Origin of the sequence: Dyella mobilis (assembly GCF_016904945.1) — a bacterium.
Classification (GTDB): domain Bacteria; phylum Pseudomonadota; class Gammaproteobacteria; order Xanthomonadales; family Rhodanobacteraceae; genus Dyella_B; species Dyella_B mobilis.
The window spans coordinates 180,505-196,228 of record NZ_JADIKF010000036.1 but is presented as its reverse complement, the minus strand read 5'-3'; the positions used below and the strand labels follow the sequence as shown (position 1 = coordinate 196,228).

The 15,724-nt window shown below is 56.0% G+C and carries 8 protein-coding genes; 1 reads left to right on the top strand and 7 read right to left on the bottom strand.

Annotated elements, in window-relative coordinates; translation table 11 throughout:
* Window positions 1-34: 34 nt before the first annotated feature.
* From ISS99_RS05830 to ISS99_RS05805, 6 genes are all read right to left on the bottom strand, one after another.
* Window positions 35-1,018 carry an NHL repeat-containing protein gene (locus ISS99_RS05830; protein ID WP_204630649.1) on the bottom strand — a complete coding sequence of 328 codons (984 nt, stop codon included), beginning with the start codon at window positions 1,016-1,018 and terminating at the stop codon, window positions 35-37.
* Window positions 1,019-1,456: 438 nt separating this feature from the next.
* The gene (locus ISS99_RS05825; RefSeq protein ID WP_284343824.1) at window positions 1,457-2,341 is read right to left on the bottom strand and encodes a hypothetical protein; all 885 of its coding nucleotides are present in this window, start codon (window positions 2,339-2,341) and stop codon (window positions 1,457-1,459) included.
* 911 nt (window positions 2,342-3,252) lie between these two features.
* A complete protein-coding gene (locus ISS99_RS05820) occupies window positions 3,253-3,969 on the bottom strand; it encodes a FadR/GntR family transcriptional regulator (protein ID WP_204630648.1) in 717 nt (238 codons plus the stop codon).
* 152 nt (window positions 3,970-4,121) lie between these two features.
* A complete protein-coding gene (locus ISS99_RS05815; RefSeq protein WP_204630647.1) occupies window positions 4,122-6,881 on the bottom strand; it encodes a DUF5107 domain-containing protein in 2,760 nt (919 codons plus the stop codon).
* Window positions 6,882-7,149: 268 nt separating this feature from the next.
* Window positions 7,150-9,528: a hypothetical protein gene (locus tag ISS99_RS05810; RefSeq protein WP_204630646.1), complete on the bottom strand. Its 2,379-nt coding sequence runs from the start codon at window positions 9,526-9,528 to the stop codon at window positions 7,150-7,152.
* A gap of 110 nt (window positions 9,529-9,638) precedes the next feature.
* The gene (locus ISS99_RS05805) at window positions 9,639-12,476 is read right to left on the bottom strand and encodes a TonB-dependent receptor (RefSeq protein WP_204630645.1); all 2,838 of its coding nucleotides are present in this window, start codon (window positions 12,474-12,476) and stop codon (window positions 9,639-9,641) included.
* 989 nt (window positions 12,477-13,465) lie between these two features.
* Between ISS99_RS05805 and agaR the strand changes: the two genes are divergently transcribed.
* Window positions 13,466-14,272: a transcriptional repressor AgaR gene (agaR, locus tag ISS99_RS05800; protein WP_204630644.1), complete on the top strand. Its 807-nt coding sequence runs from the start codon at window positions 13,466-13,468 to the stop codon at window positions 14,270-14,272.
* A 283-nt stretch (window positions 14,273-14,555) separates the two neighbouring features.
* Here the strand turns inward: agaR and ISS99_RS05795 are convergent, their stop codons facing one another.
* The gene (locus ISS99_RS05795) at window positions 14,556-15,581 is read right to left on the bottom strand and encodes a hypothetical protein (RefSeq protein WP_204630643.1); all 1,026 of its coding nucleotides are present in this window, start codon (window positions 15,579-15,581) and stop codon (window positions 14,556-14,558) included.
* Window positions 15,582-15,724 lie beyond the last annotated feature (143 nt).

Below are 15,724 nucleotides of genomic sequence, written 5' to 3'. Positions count from 1 at the left end.
TGCGAACCATAGATACGACTCAGGGGAAAGATCATCAATCGCCTACCCTGCGGAGGAAATCCACTCGCCCCCACTTACTCCATTCACTCACTAAAATGTTTCCGTGGTGATCATAGGCGATCCCATGCGGAGCATAGAAGACGCCATCTTTCCACTGACTTGGCGGGACTTCATTTGTCTTGACTTGAGCGGCGTTATCGTTGGTCCCAAGTTCGGCTAGCACCTCGCCATGGATGCCAAGGACTGTCACACGGCCGCCTAACTCCGCTACAGCCATTTCGCTGCCATGGAAAGCGAGCGCACTGGGCCAGCGAAGTCCGGTGGCGACGGTGCCTATCACGTGGCCGTCGAGGCCCATGGCTACTATGCGGTCGTGCAGACGATCAGTGCAGAGGAGTCGGACGGGCTGAAATCGCGGATCGATGGCGATCTTGTGGCATTGATGGAAGTTCCAGGGAGCACCATCACCTCCGAACGTTCCGAGGTAGCGGCCGGTTGCATCGAAGTGATGGATGAAGTCTCGCCCGTAGCCATCTACAGCGTAAATATCCCCATTTGGCGCGGCGGCAACTCCTGTCAGGGATACGACAAGTTGGCCGCCTTTGGCCTCAGTTTTGTATTGATCGGGAATCGCCGAAGCGTCGATGTGCAAGAGCGGCTTGCCGTCCAGATCCAGCTTGATAATTTGCTGCCCTTCCAGGCGCACACCCAAAAGGTAAAAAGATTGGCCGCCAGCGTTTGTAATAATGAAGCCGTGGAAGTCGGTTGGTGCATTGGGTAGATTGCGGATGTATCGACCATTCGCCGCATAAACTTGTACGCCAGATCTGCTGCCACCCTGCACACTGAGATAGATGTCCCCATTCGGCGCTACGGCAATGTCACCGTGACTGTCACCAATGGCGCCTGGATCAGCGGGCGATTGAAGAAAGTGGCTATCTATCGCGAACTTTGGCGATGCTGCAAGGACTGTGCTTGCATAAAAAAGCGCGAAGAGCGTCCCCAAGACAATTTTCATTATAAATACGCAGCCTCTTCAGGAAGGTGACCTTTTGCCCAGTCCAGCAGGCAGCAGGCAGCAGGGATCTATAGGATTTTCCCAGTGTTCAATTGACACCCCACCTCCGCTTCTGAGCGACTCGAAGCAACGAGGGTGCTTCAGTGCACTGCGCATTGAATCGCGTGACGGATCTCGTCGATGAAGTCTCTATGACAGCTTTGCAGGAATTTGTCACGATCCAAATGGTTCTGCAAGTACTCTTCCTTCAAGGTGGATCAGTGCATGGCATGGGACTGGACATGTATCTGGAGGCGCGCTTCTACCTACCGCCTTACGAAGACAGCCTGGCATCGACCTGCAGAGCCGTAGGTGATAACACTGGTTGATCGCCCTGCCCTCATACTGGCTACCGCTCGGAAGCGAAGGGCCGCTCTTGCATTGTGAGCTTCAGGGTTATCAATGCGAATCGGCGTTTGCCGGCGCCTCCGCCGCTGCGCGCTTGGGAGTATCAGTCGGACACCAGCTCTTGAGGCGTTTGCCAGCCCGATAGAGATCGATGCACTCGCGCATTTGAGCCTGGAAAATAATGTCAGGCGTATTGACCGGACAGCCTTGCGACAGGCCCTTGCCTTGGCCGTACTCATCGATACAGGTTGAAAGCGGCACCGACTGGGTTGGCGAGCCGCCTCCAACCAACGCCGGTGGCGGCAGATCGAGGCGCTCGTCGGTGTCCTTCGGATCAGGCGGGATCGGTGGCGCACCACACAGAAGATTAGTAGCCGTGCTGCGCTTTTCCGGGTCGCACATGTTCTTGGCTATTTCCTTGATCGCGTCGTCAATGTGCCGGCCTACCGCGCCACCAAGGGTTTCGTTCGGCGGCGGGAAATATTTGTTGAAGCGCGTCGGCTGGTAATGCGTGAAGTCGGTATGCTCCATGATCTTGCGGTCATCCTTCGGCTTGCTCGTCTTTACCTCGGAAGGTGTGTTGGCCGAGTACTGGATGTGTTCGGGTGGCAGGCGGATCGAGCCGTCGGCGGAAAATACTTGGCTGGCGTCCGGTTTGTTGCCAGGTGGAGCCGACGTTGGCGCGGGCTTTGTAGCCGACGAGTCGTTCAACTCTCTATGCGGCTTTTCAGTCGGCTTGGGTTTCACAGGCGGCGCCGGTGCAAGAGACACCATGACGGGTGCCGTGGGCGAGGGCGACTGTTTCGCTGGTGTTGCTACGTGGATCAAACGCACGCTTAGCGACTGCTCTCTATCTTCCGAGGGCGATCGCATCGCGTTCCAGAGCATCAGGGCGAAAAGCGCGTGTAGAGCCAACACTACGGCCAGCACCAGCACCCTCACTCGCGGATTCAAGGATCGCGTGGCCCGGGGCGCCTGATTTTTGTACGTATCAATCTTGCCACGCGCAGCGTCTTGCGCACGTGCTTGATTGCGATCCTGTCCGGGAGCTTCGATAACCCAGCCTCATTCAAGCTGATTGCCCACACAACACTAACGCTAATATCCACGCATGTATTGCATGCCAGCCCGATAGACCGGCCACGTTGACCGAGGTTCCTCGAATAAACGGTTATAACGAAATCAGGGCCCATCTGGCTAAGTCCAATGCGCCACGCATTCGCCATTCGTTTTGATTTGCGATCAGCACGCATGGGCCACGGGAGCAAATCCCGCAGCCTTCATGCTTGCCAAGTTTTAATGCCTCGATCAGAAGCTCGTAAACGAGTGTGTCCTTAAATCTGTGGATCGATAACCTCAGCTTGCTTCTTCTCGCCGGGCAATGGCAACTATGGGCGAAAGCAGGCGCCCACCCTACCCTCGATAACCGTCGCTAATCTTCCCCCAGGCGCCTATCCAACGGATCAATCGGCGAAACACTGGTGCCCATGAGGGCCCGGATGCGTGCCTGGGGGACAAATCAATCCCGTCCTGGCGTCTTCGACACAACCGCTCAATGCGGCAAGTATCAGAGCACAAAGAACGAGCAGCATGCTGTGCTTGAGGTTTTTCATCGTTGGTCATCCCTTTTGCGTTTGTTGGGTCACCGACTTTCGCACCCTGGAAACCAACACCTGCCTGGAGGCTCAATGCGGGTTGGCTTTCACGGCCGCCGTGCTATCGGCCTACCTCCAAAACGCGGATGAGGTGCTCACGCCGACCAGTTGCGAGGTCCTGAGTGGGGTACGGTTCAGCGTTGGCACCATTTGCCTGGCACCCAAGTCCTGGCCGGTATCGCATCCACTGGATCACGCACACCTCCCCTGCTTTTGCGAATTTTCGACAATAAAAGCGCGAAAAATTGAAATCACATCCTGCATGGCCTGGCGTGACAGTGTTGGGTTGCGCGACCAAATGGCTTCGCAAAGCTTGTAGTAATAAGGAAGCAAATGCTTGAAATTGCCGTCTTTATGAGCGGGAAGCGAGAAATAGAAGCCGAGCGAGGCCTCCACGGCAGGAAGCAGGGAAATCATCAACTCGTTGTCAGTGGCGCGCAATATGGCCTCGTGGAAGGCGAAGTCGGCGGCTGCCCATTCATTGCTGCTGCGGGCGGACTCCATGGCCTTGTAGGCGGATTCGATGCGTTTGAACTGGTGTGCGGTGCATCGGCGTGACGCTAACGCAGCGGCAGCCGGTTCGAATATTCCGCACATTTCCGCCAAATTTTTTACGAAATCCGCGGTCGGCATGGAAGCGCAGCGCCACGCTAGCACCTCACTATCGAATTGTTGCCAATGCTCCTCTTTACGTACGCGAGTTCCGGTTCTCGTCTTTGTCTCGACCAACCCCTTGGCGGAAAGTGCGCGCATGGCTTCGCGCAGCGCTCCACGGCTTACCGCCATGTGCTTTGCCAACACCTCTTCAGGCGGAAGCACATCACCCGGACGCAGCTCACCACTAACGATGCGCACGCCAATATCTCGTGTGACGTGTCCGTGCAGGTTTCGGGTGACCGCAGCTCTCATGGATGAGATCGGGCTGTTTTTAAGTGGCGAACTGAATCTTCAGCGTGACGACGCTCTTCGAAACAGCCACCAACCCGGCCTGACCGAATCGACGATGATTCATACCCGTATCCTTGGAAGTTGAAAAATGGGAAACAACCTGCCTGAATCTCCTAATCAGCTTTTTTTGGTTTGGCGTTGGCCTTTGGCTCAAGCGGTGGAGCGCCTTCCTTGCGGGGAAGAAAGTGTTCTGCCAACAATGCGTCAGCCTGGTCGGATTGGCCGTTTTCGCGTAAGGCATCGACAAGCGCACGCACCAGTTCGGCTGGCATGTCGACGTGTTTTGGAAAACGCTCAAGCATGGCCACTCGTTGCGTTGCAGGCTTGCCCATCTGCTGCATGGCCTTATCCATGCCGATGTAAAGCGCCGGGTTCGATGCATCGACCTGGAAGCCATGTCGGAATACCGCTGCAGCCTCGGCGGGTTGTTGATTGATTTGCAAGAGCGCGCGCCCAAGACTGGCATCAAGGGTCGGAATATCAGCACGGAGCGCGGCGGCACGGCGCCACTCATCCTCCGCAGGCTCAATGATTCCCTTGGAAAACCACAGCGACCCGAGCAAAAAATGCGCCGATGCGTCGGCAGCATTGCTGGCGAGTGCGGCGCGCAAAACGGGAATCGTTTCAGCACGGCTGGGAAAGCTGTAGCGCAGCGACATCTTGGACGCCGCCTGATAATCGGCTCGCCCGGACTCGCCAAGCTGCTCGCGGCAATAGCCCCTGTAATAGGCTAGTAGCGGATTCTGGGACGGCGGCACGGCATCTGGCTCTGTTTCATCCGCAGACGCGGCGGGATAGTGACGCGAGAGCAATGCAAGCGAATCAGCATAGAGCCCGAGCCGATCATATTGAACAACCAGTGCCAGTATCCGATCGACATCGCTGCCCAGATACCGGTCGAGCCCCGGATTGGGGGATCCAAGCCGGACAAGTTCATGCTGCAGGAAGGCGTCAGTGGGATAGGTTTCGAGCAAGGTCCCGGCCAGGCTCCTCGCCTCGTCGGTTTGACCTGCAGAACGTTTCAGCGCCACGATGTCTTCCGAACAGCGTTGCGAACTTGATGCGATGGAAGCCTCGGGGCATGCTTTTGCAAGCACTTCCAGTGCGCCGTGCACATCATGCTGCTGTGCAAGCAGCTCTGCCAGCATCAGGCCGCCCGCGACGCGGTAAGATGGATCACGGTAGGCTGCTTCGAATTCAGTTCGCGCTTCACGTGGATGACCAAGCGCCCGTTCGGCGATACCACGGTAATAGCGGGTCTCCCCATCCCACGTCGCTCGATCTTCCACCTGCTTTAGGAAATTTGACGCTTCTTCGAATCGAAATAGATTGACGTCGAGACGCCCTTCCGCTTTCAAAAATTCCAAACTCACCGGATATGCGGCAAGACCTCGCTGGTAGGTTTTCCGGGCTGCCAGCAGATTTCCCTGCAATTCCTCGTTGGTGCCTTGCTCAAGCAGGCCGGCGGCGGTATCCAGGTCGGGCTTGTGAGCAACTTGCGGTCCGGTTTTCACCTCGTCGCGTGGCGTCCAGTCATAGACGCCTTCCGTATGTTTAAGAAGAACCGCCTTGTTGTCGTCCTCAAGCAAAAATGTGTAAGAGCGATCGGATGGAAGATCGTTCAAGGTATGCGACCACGTTTTTGCAGGATCGAGCGAGGCGACTTCTTCAAAAACGGCCTTGCCGCCATCCAAAATCGCGATGCGGGCGTGCTGCACTTTTCGATTGGTATTGAACGCCGCGGTAAGCGCAATCTTTCCGTTGGCATCCGCCTTTCTTGACAGATACACAACGCCATTCAAATTGCCGGATGAAATGCCGCCGATATGCCTCACCGGCATCCAGTATTCGGAAAATCGGATGACCTGTTGCGGCTCCAGAAAACCGTAGGTTTCCTGATTTCGAAACAATCCTGCCTGCACTTCCGCATAAGCGCTGTCGTTGTCGGAAAGTGCCTTGCGCCATGCAAGACCGGCTGCATCCTCGCCCCAGCTCCATATCTTTTTTGCCGGCAGATCGCTGTAGTTCGCATAATGCACCACCCCGGCATCCGTGTGGGGATGGTAGATGCCCATGAAGGGTTCACGGCTGCCATACACAAAGCGGGAAACAGGCCCATCCTTGTGATTGGCCACCAAGCTGAGGTCGACTCCCTTGGCGTTGACCGGCCAGGTGTCCACGTCGGCAAACCCATGGGCGGCCGTAAATGGCGTGGGATACCAGATTTTTGAATCGTCCCACACTTGAACACCGGCATTGTTCCACCAATAAAATCGATGCCTGAGGTCACTGCGATTGGTTAGCGTGACTCGCTCTTCCAGAACCGTACTGCCCGGTCGCAATATCAGCTGCACGGTCCACTCCATGCCATAGACACGATCGCGATTGCCCACCGTGACCGAGGCACTGCCGTCGGCTGCCGAGGAAAAGGCGTAGTCAACCGGAGAAAGCGAAACCCAGTTGTGAGACACGGGGAAATTGAATTCGACGCCAAACGCGGACCATGCTCCCCGATATCCGATCAAAGCTTTTTTCAATGTCGGATTGGCATAGAACATCGGCTGGCCGTTGAGCTTGTCGATGCACGTATAGATGTGCCCGCCTAGATCGGGAAGAACGGTGCACTTGATGTACTCGTTTTCCAGGAAGACTGCACGCCAGTTGTGAACCGTCTCCGAGCTGCGCACATCTTCGCGCATGCTATAGGGATAGACGAATCGATCCGTTGCAAAGATGTCGAAGGGAGGGTTCTCATTCGGCGGACCTTCGTCGGACGTCGCAAGTGGCAACTCGCCCTGCCACACGCGAGTCTGGGCGTGCAGCCATGGCGATGGCAGGAGAAGCAATATCAAGATCGTTGCCGCGAGACGCATTTTTGAGTCCTCAGCTTTCTGGTTTTCTCGTACCCAGTGCGTTTCCTGGGAACGCAGCTCCCTACCCTGCCTCTCTCTCCATCCATGGACGTAGTGACGGGGAGACAAGGTGTAGATCGCAGATCAAGGCGGCGTCCAAGCAGCGTTCAGCCGCCCCCCATTGATCCAATCCTCTCGGCAGCCCCCCGCCCTGGCTTTCGCCAGGATGGGAGTTGCCTTTTCACAACATCACAAGTAGCGCCTAACGTGCTCCAGAGCTAGGGCTCGTTCACTGCGGCGCAAATACCAGGATCTGATCAGCCATCGGCCACACCGATACTGAACCACTTGTGTTTGCATCCCAATCGCGAATGGGGGCAGTCACCGACTGACCATCCTGCGAGGAATCGAATGCGGCGGACGCAAAGCTCAGTGCCAATCCGCTATAGCGGTTGACCAGGCGATATTCCGGCGTGGAAGGCGCTACACCGCCGATCGCGGTAATCCGCTCGAAACGCCATTGTTGGCGTGCCCGTTCGCTGGATGCTGTCGAAGATGCCATTGGCGCAGCCAGGCTTGCTTGTGCCCCCCAGGCGCGTCCGCCATTGCCATCGGCAACCTGCAAATAGTTCGTCCCCTGAGCGACATAGAAGAAGCCATCTCCTGCGGGGACGAACGTCCAGCGATTGCTGTCCGTGCCGGAAACAGACGATCCATTCGGATGCTCGATCACGTAGGTGTTTGTCGGACTACTTTGGCCATTCACACCCGTGTAGTAAACGGGCAAGCTGACACCAGGATTGAACCCGACATTGATCGCCTGATATTCCGAGCCGTACGTGCTGCAATCAATGGTGCAGTAAGCCAGGAAGGAACTGCCCAGGTTGTTCGATGACGTGAGACTCCCTCCATCCATCATCCACCAATACCAGGCGCCGCTGTTGGTGTAGGGAATACTGCCCGCATAGGTCCATTGCTGGCCGGAAAGGTCGCTGGACGCATAGAACAGAATCTGGTTGTTGCCGATGACCTCTGCCAGGTATTTCTGCAGATAAACGTTCCAGGCAACATTGGTATTGGTGAGGGAACTGCTGCCGTAGGTGAGCAGGTCATTGGGCGATTGGGCAGCAACAGGCCAAACCATGCTCTGTTTGATGACCGGGTCGTTATCCGCGCCGACATTGCTTTCCATTGAGGCCGCCGCATTGCCTTGGCCGCAGGCCGAGGTGTACGGGTCACACGTCCAGCTGATCCCGGGCGTCTGACTCCAATTTCCGTTGTAGTATTTTTGCCAGGATCCCGCCGCCATCTTCTGACTGATTGGCGCCCGTGCAACGTGTTCCCAGGTGTGATTGCCGAATCCGTCCCCGGCGGGTGTCATGATGCGGCTGAAGTAATAGACGTAGAAATAACCTGAAGCCGTATCGACGATCATGCGTGGATCGCCATCTCCGTAATAGTAGTAGTCCTCGTTGTTGTCGCCAACACCATAGGGAGAGGTGAACAGGGGAACCTGCTGTGACCACGTATTGCCCTTATCGGTAGATATGGCATACGAAATCGCATCTATGCGCGGGTTGTTCGGGTAGATCTCGTTGTGTACGAGTCCGTACCAGTTCCCCGTATCCGGATCGACCCAGATTCCTATCACATCGCAAAAATCTCCATCGGAGTACGCGCCCGACCCGGGGCTGTCTCCAGTCCCTTGGTAAAACTCGGTGTATACGGGGTTTTGACTGGCGCACAAAGTCTGGGTGTTGTATTGGGAGTTGGTCGTTGACAAGGTAAGCGACGCATTCGCGTTGCTTCCTGTGTAGAAGTCCCACACGTGGTCGCCAGGAACCTGGTCGTATTGACTGTAGGCGTTTTGCAGGAAAAAAGTCCCGTTCGAGTCAATGAACGGGTAATTGGGAGTGTCATTGGAAGGCGATGAAGCCACCACGCTTCCCGTTGCCGTAAAGCTCATGCTCGATGAGGTAGCCGTGTTGACGGTGACTACAAACGCTTGCGTACCGGTACAGCCCGACCCATCGATGTAAGTGGCCGTATATGAGTTAGGCCCGGTGCTCAGCGGGATACCGTCGATTTCGCGCTCGCTCGACGAAAAGCCATTCGGACCGCTCCAAATCCAGGTGCCTCCATGGGGCTGTGGACCAAGGTCCACGACGGCACCGACAGAGACAGCTGCACTGGAAATATTTTGCCATCCCTGGGACTGCGTCCATATGTATGGCGTAATCTGAGCGGTGCAATTCTGCGTGGCCGCCACCTCAAAGGTTTGTGAGCTGGTGCAGCCGTTGGAATCCGTATAAGTCGCGTAGTAGTCATTAGCGCCGTTGCCGAGAGAAATATTGTCGATCTCTCTGGCCGACGACGTATAACCGTTCGGCCCGGTCCAGCTCCACGTCCCTCCCTGGGGTTGTGGACCAAGATCGACCGCCGTGCCTGCTGATACGACAATCGTGGATATGTTTTGCCACCCACCCGCTGACGTCCATATGTAAGGCGTGATGGGCTGTGCGGCGCAACTCGACGTGACGGCTTTCGGTGCTGACGCGGATAGCGATTTCGCATCGACCGATCCAGTGCCGACAAGAAGAACAATGAGAAAGGCCATCAGCATCCGCGAATAGAACGATGCCATGACGCGACAATAAAGCGTCTTCATTTGCGTACTCCAGTTACGTTGATGAAATGGCGATAGCGGGATGCCTAGGCAACGAATCCGCCTCCCCGGCTCTTCCTGCTACCGCCAGCCAACGACCTCGGAACACAAGGTCAGAACTTCAGCGTGGCTCCCAACATCACGGTACGGCCATTGAGCAGCCACTCCCCTGGATACTCAGTCGAAGGTCCGTTCCTGAGTTTTTCGCTATACACAATGGGGGTGTTGAGCAAATTCTTGCTATCGACGAACACCGTCAGGTGCGGAGTAAAGGCGTATTGCAGGTGCATATCCACCTGATTGCGCCCGTTGGCGATCTGTTCGGTTGTGTTGTAGCCCCACAAGTTGGGATCGAAAACATACTGGCTGCGATGATTCAGCGTCATCATGCCGCTGAACCCGTATTTTTCGTAGAACACCGTGGCATTGAATATTTTTTTGCTCAAGCCAGGAAATTGCGTGGCTATGACGTTGTATTGAGGTGCGGCGTCCGTTTGGCCATCTGAAATCGTCCCGTTAATTTCAAACCCAAGCCCGGACCAGAATGACGGCAGGAAATCCAGCGCCTGTTTGTAATCGGCCTCCAACCCACGCACATATCCGTCACTGGCATTCACCGGATAGGTGACGTAGAAGGTGTAACCGCCGATATTCTGCGTCGTTGATCCTTGTTGGATGAACCCATGAATCTGCTTGTCATAACCGGCCAAGGAAAGGACCGATGATGGGCGGAAATACCACTCCCACGACAAGTCGTAATTGATCGACGAGAACGGCTTGAGGTTGGCGTTGCCCTCGGCAATCTGGAAGGAATCGACGGTAATGGTTGGCACGGGAACCATGCTATCGATCGTGGGAAGTGAAATGGTCTTACTGGCACCAAACCGTAAGACCATGTTGTCCGTCAGGTCGGCGGACGCGTTCAAACTCGGCAACAACACGTGGCTTGCACCGCGCGTATCCTGCCGGCTTATGGGTGGAAAGATGGCGCCTTCGCAGCCCGCTATGCCAATGTGGCACGAAGGAAAAGTGATGTCGGCGATATTGTAGGAGTCGTAGAGAAACTCCTCGAAGGTATTGACGTAGCGCAAGCCGACATTCCCGGAGATGGGTACGCTTCCGTCGAATTTGAAATTCGCCATGGCATAGGCGTCGCGACCGCGCTCGACCATGTCCCAGTTATTTCCGGGATTGTTGTAATAAACAGTCTGCGGATTGCTTCTAAAATTGTTTAGCGAGCCGCCGAAATATTGATTGAGCCACAGGTTCGGATTGATGAAAAACAGTTGCGACGGTCGCGTGCCCGGCCCGCTGTAGCCGCTCAGGACATTCGTGGCCCAGGATGGGGATTGCACCGCCGTAGCGAGCGAATCGCTCGTTTGGCCCGGCTGAAAAGCGTAAGTCCAGTAGTTATAATCGTAAGAGCGCGGGCGATCATAAGCCTTGGCGCCGAACTTGATTGAATCGAGAATGCCATCGTCGAAATAACGGGTAACGTCGAACTGCAATGACTTGATGGTGTCGTTGCCGGTTTCAGTGACATCCTTGAATTGCTGGTTGGCCCACTGCGAGGGATCGGAGACATTGAATGAGGGATCCAAGACGTAACCTTGGATTGGCGCCCCAGGATAGATTTGGTAACCGCCATAGACGGGAGATCCCGTCGTTGGGGTCTGGCCGCCAACCGTAGAGTTGATCAACAACGGTCGCATCCATTCCAGCGTATCGCCTGACTTGCTGTATTGAGCCGTTTCGCTGAACTCCCAGCTCCCGACATTGGTGTCGACGTTCAACCTGAGGTTCTTCATGGTTGCGCGATCGTCGGAATACGTGTTGTAGAACGTGTAGGCAACGACAGGCACAGAGAGTCGACTGAGCACTCCGTTCTGATCGACCGCATAACTCGCGCCTGGGCCGTTGTAGGAAGGCGCACCAAACGGTTCAAGGGGAACCACGCCATTGTCGGCGGTTACGTAGAAACTGTCTCTATGCGCGTAGAAACCGGTCAACGTGGCAGTGGTGGAATCGAGCGGCTTCCATTGCAACGATGTATATACCGTCCTCGTATCGACTTTCGACTCCATGTTGCTGTAGCCGGTTTCGGAATATGCGTAATAAGGTCCCTTGCCGTTGAGGGTGACGCCGTAAAAAGGCGACGGATCTGACGACTGATTCAAAAAGGCGCGCTTATTCCAATCGAAACCGAACGTTGCGCCAAACTTTCCGCCATCGAACACATCGCTGAAAAGACCTGTAAGGTTGGGGTAATAGCGATTGTCTGGCTCACCTGGCGACCCCTGCCCCTTGGCGGTGATAGTGGCGCTTTCTTTGCCAATACCAAATGGCGTGACAGTTTCCATGTCGACATTGGCGCCAATGCCGCCTTCATCAAGATCGGCGCGAGACGTCTTGTAGACTTTGAGTGTGGAAACGAAGTCTGGCGATACGAGGTTATAGTCGAATGTGCGTACGCCAAGATCGACACTTGTCGCGGACAAGCCGTTGAACGTCGCCAAGGTGAAATCCGTAGGTAAGCCGCGTACGGTGACGTACTGCCCCTCGCCGTTGTTATCGCGAGTGATTTCAACACCGGTTATGTGCTGCAAGGACTCCGCGAGGTTTGTGTCGGGAAATTTGCCGACATCTTCGGCGGAGATGGCGTCGACGATCGCCGTCTCCTCGCGCTTTACATCGATGGTTCTGTCGATGCTTCCTAAGATTCCGGTGACAGTTACCGCACTAAGCTCGGTCGGATTGCCTTTGCTATTTGCGTTTTTTTTCCCGCCATTGGAGGAATTTTTAGGTGCCTCAGAAGCATTCTTCGATTGAGCAGCCGGTGCACCGGTTGTGCCGGCGGCCGCACCTTGCGTGCCTGCGTTGGCAGCCTGGACGGACTGGGCCGACACAGCTTCAAGCGGCATCAAAAAGCTCAGACCTAGTGCGATCGACAAGGCTGTGCGTCGTATGGCGAAATCTCTTCCACGTTCACATTGACGGGCATTCCAACGAGCCGGACAACGGTTCACACTCGCTTGCATAACGCTATCTCCCCTTTTCTTTTGGCTTTATCGCCTCAATTAGTTGCCTCACGTATTCAGCTACACGTATCGCACTGGAAGTGCATAAACATTCCCACCTGCGCCAATGGGCGCATGCCCATCTTTTCAACGAGACCCATTCATTTTTTTGAGCGCGCCTCACGACATGGTTCATCGTGTTGGCTCCTTCCTCCCGCGCGTACGCTTTCCAAGCAACGCTTCAAGCCGCTCACTTCCTTCGCACTTCATCTCTTGATTCAAGGTGCAGCTGCACTACGACAGATAACGAAGCAACACGCATCCACGGCTCCTTTTTCATCCAGAGATGCCAAAGACCCGTTATCAAATCCCCGTTCGATAACTCACTCTGCGCACGACATACCCTTTGCCCAGATGAGCGCGGCAAAGGTCGATGAGCTACAGAGCAGATCAGGCTCCTTAGAGGACGCAGTGGTGGAAACAGGTGTCAGCATTAAGAAAGAAAACGATAGAAGACGCTTGTCTTGGTCTATGGTATTACAATAATAATAAATAAATGAAACTTTCAAGTGCTTTCAATATGAATTTTTCGAAAGGGTTTAAGGCACGCCCAATTTTCCGCACTGCACAAATCTGCGGGGCTATTCAGGTGCGTCTGATCAGAGAAACAACCTGCTCTGCCCTCGCAACGACACGCTCTTCTTCTGATGCGCCAGCGCCGCTATTGCGGTTTTTTATCCCGCTGCGCAGATGTGCGAGAAATGCCCACGCTATAGGCGAGGCGATTCGTGAGCGACGGAGCAGGCAACTCTCGGTGCGCCCGATACGTGGCCGTTGGTCGATCCGGGGCCTGGTCCTGGCAGATACACGGTGCAATGCAGCACGTGCCATCACACATTCCGCCAGAGTCTTGAGGCCTACCCATGAGTGAAGACCACACAACGGCTCCTCCCCAACGCCTTCTCGTGGAGGAGCGTCGACGCCTGATCGTTGAATACATTGAGCGTCATGGCAGGGCCACCGTTGAAGAACTGGCCCATCTTTTCGGCGCTTCGGCTGTCACCATACGCAACGATCTGGAGTCGTTGTCGCGCAATGCCATGATCGCGCGTTCGCATGGCGGCGCGTTGCCCATCATGCAGACAGCCGTCAACGATATTCCGCTAAACATTAAAGAACACCGCTCACATTCGCAAAAGCTGCACATTGGTCAAGCCGCAGCCAGGATCATCCAGAATGGCGAGACCATCATTCTCGATTCCGGCTCTACGACCGTGGAGATTGCCCGGCAGATTCGGCAAATGAGGTTTGAATCGCTGACCGTGGTGACCAATGCACTGAATATAGCCATGGAACTTTCCGGACTACCCAATATCCGCGTGGTGATGCTGGGCGGCCTACTGCGGCATTCGTCTTATTCGCTGGTTGGTCCGGATGCCGAACAAATTCTCTCTCGCATCTACGCCGACCGGCTATTCCTCGGTGTGGACGGTATCGATCCAGCAGTTGGCGTCACCACCCCCGAACCCTTGGAAGCGTCGCTCAATGCGTTGATGATTCGCGTATCTCGCGAGACGATTGCAGTGTTCGATGCCAGCAAGCTAGGCCAACGCAGTTTGTCCGTCATTACACCTGTGCATGGCCTGCACAAAGTCATCACCGATCACAGCGCTCCGTCCGACATGGTCGATGCCCTGCGCGACGCTGGCGTGAATGTAGTGCTGGTCTAAACCTCGCATTGAGCTGCGCCCTGTTTGCAACGAGAGCTAACCAAACCGGTCTGCAACCATCGCCGCCCCCGGTGCGCGAAGTGATCCGCGTGGCCTTCCTGACCTGCGCCGGAAACACGTAGCCAATCAGGCGGTGGGTTCGGTGGGGCTAGTAGCCTGATCCCATGCCCGCCGGACGGATGCCGCGGCTTCCCTGCGACGCCTGCGCCACGAGGCAATCGCATCTACCTCCCCCTGTCTTTGCAGGAGGTAGATGCATGAGTTGATTTCAAGACGGGATGAGCTAGGGCGTGGCAACGAACCCATGGCTCATGCCGGCATTGTCAAAATACTCCCCTGCGATCACGCCGAGATTGTTGATGGCAGTCGCAAGGGTTGCTGCCGCTCCGGGCATGTCCAGGCTCTGAAATTGCCCTCGCGCTTCAATGAAACCGTGGGTATTACCGGAAGCGTCTATGTAATAGCCAACGGCCTGCCCTGCATCGTTGATCTCGAAGATGACCGTGGCTGCAGCGCCCGGCACGTCAATGGTCGAGAACTGCCCATCTGCACTGCGATAGAAGCCGTGTGTCTGGGCTGGATTCGTATCCCAATAGCCGACCATCTCGCCTTCGTCGTTGATGCCAAGGGGATAGGTTTCGCGCGCGCCGGCTACGTCGATGGGTGTGTCGTGGCCCGTTCCCTCACGAAGTACGCCGTGGAAGGCTCCGTCGGCATCCCAGTACACGCCGGCTATCGCTCCGAACAGGTTGACTTGATCCACGTTCGAGTTGAGGTGACCCGGAAAGTCGACGGTGGAGAACTGTCCGTGCTGAATCTGGAAGCCGTGCTGCAGCCCCGTTTCATCGGCATAGCCACCAAACGTCGTGCCGAGGTCGGTGGGCCCTCCGGAAGCGCTGAAATAGGTGCCCAGTACCGAGGGATCCAGCGGCTCAAAGCGTCCATGGCGATAAACCATGGCGTGGGCTACGCCACTGCCCACCGAGTATTGCCCACTCAGTTCGTCCAGATCGTTGATTCCCCAAAAGGTCGTCTGCGAGGCGCCGGGGTAGTCGATCGTCTGATAGCTGTAAGTCCCCGGGCCACTCGCTAAATTCGCGGCGGGTATACCATGCCGGCAGGGAGTCGTCGCGGTGATACCCTGTATGCGGGCATGGGCGTTGGCGCAGGCAGCCGCTATCGGGGTGAGTGCGGAGGGGGTTGCATCGGTCCCGGGGCTGGCCGCAACGCTGCCGGACCCGGCAACGACCAGGGTGAACAGACCAGCCGCCACGATGAGCCGGCTGCGTGAAGAGTGATGGCTTGACATGACTTCAATCCTTGTTTTGAGGAGATGGGCGATGGCGCGTCAACAACTTGCGGTCGCCTGGAATGGCGCCATCCCTCCTTACAGCGCAAATGGCTCGCCTCTTCCGACACGGTCGGACCATTTCCTGGCAACAGGCCTATCGC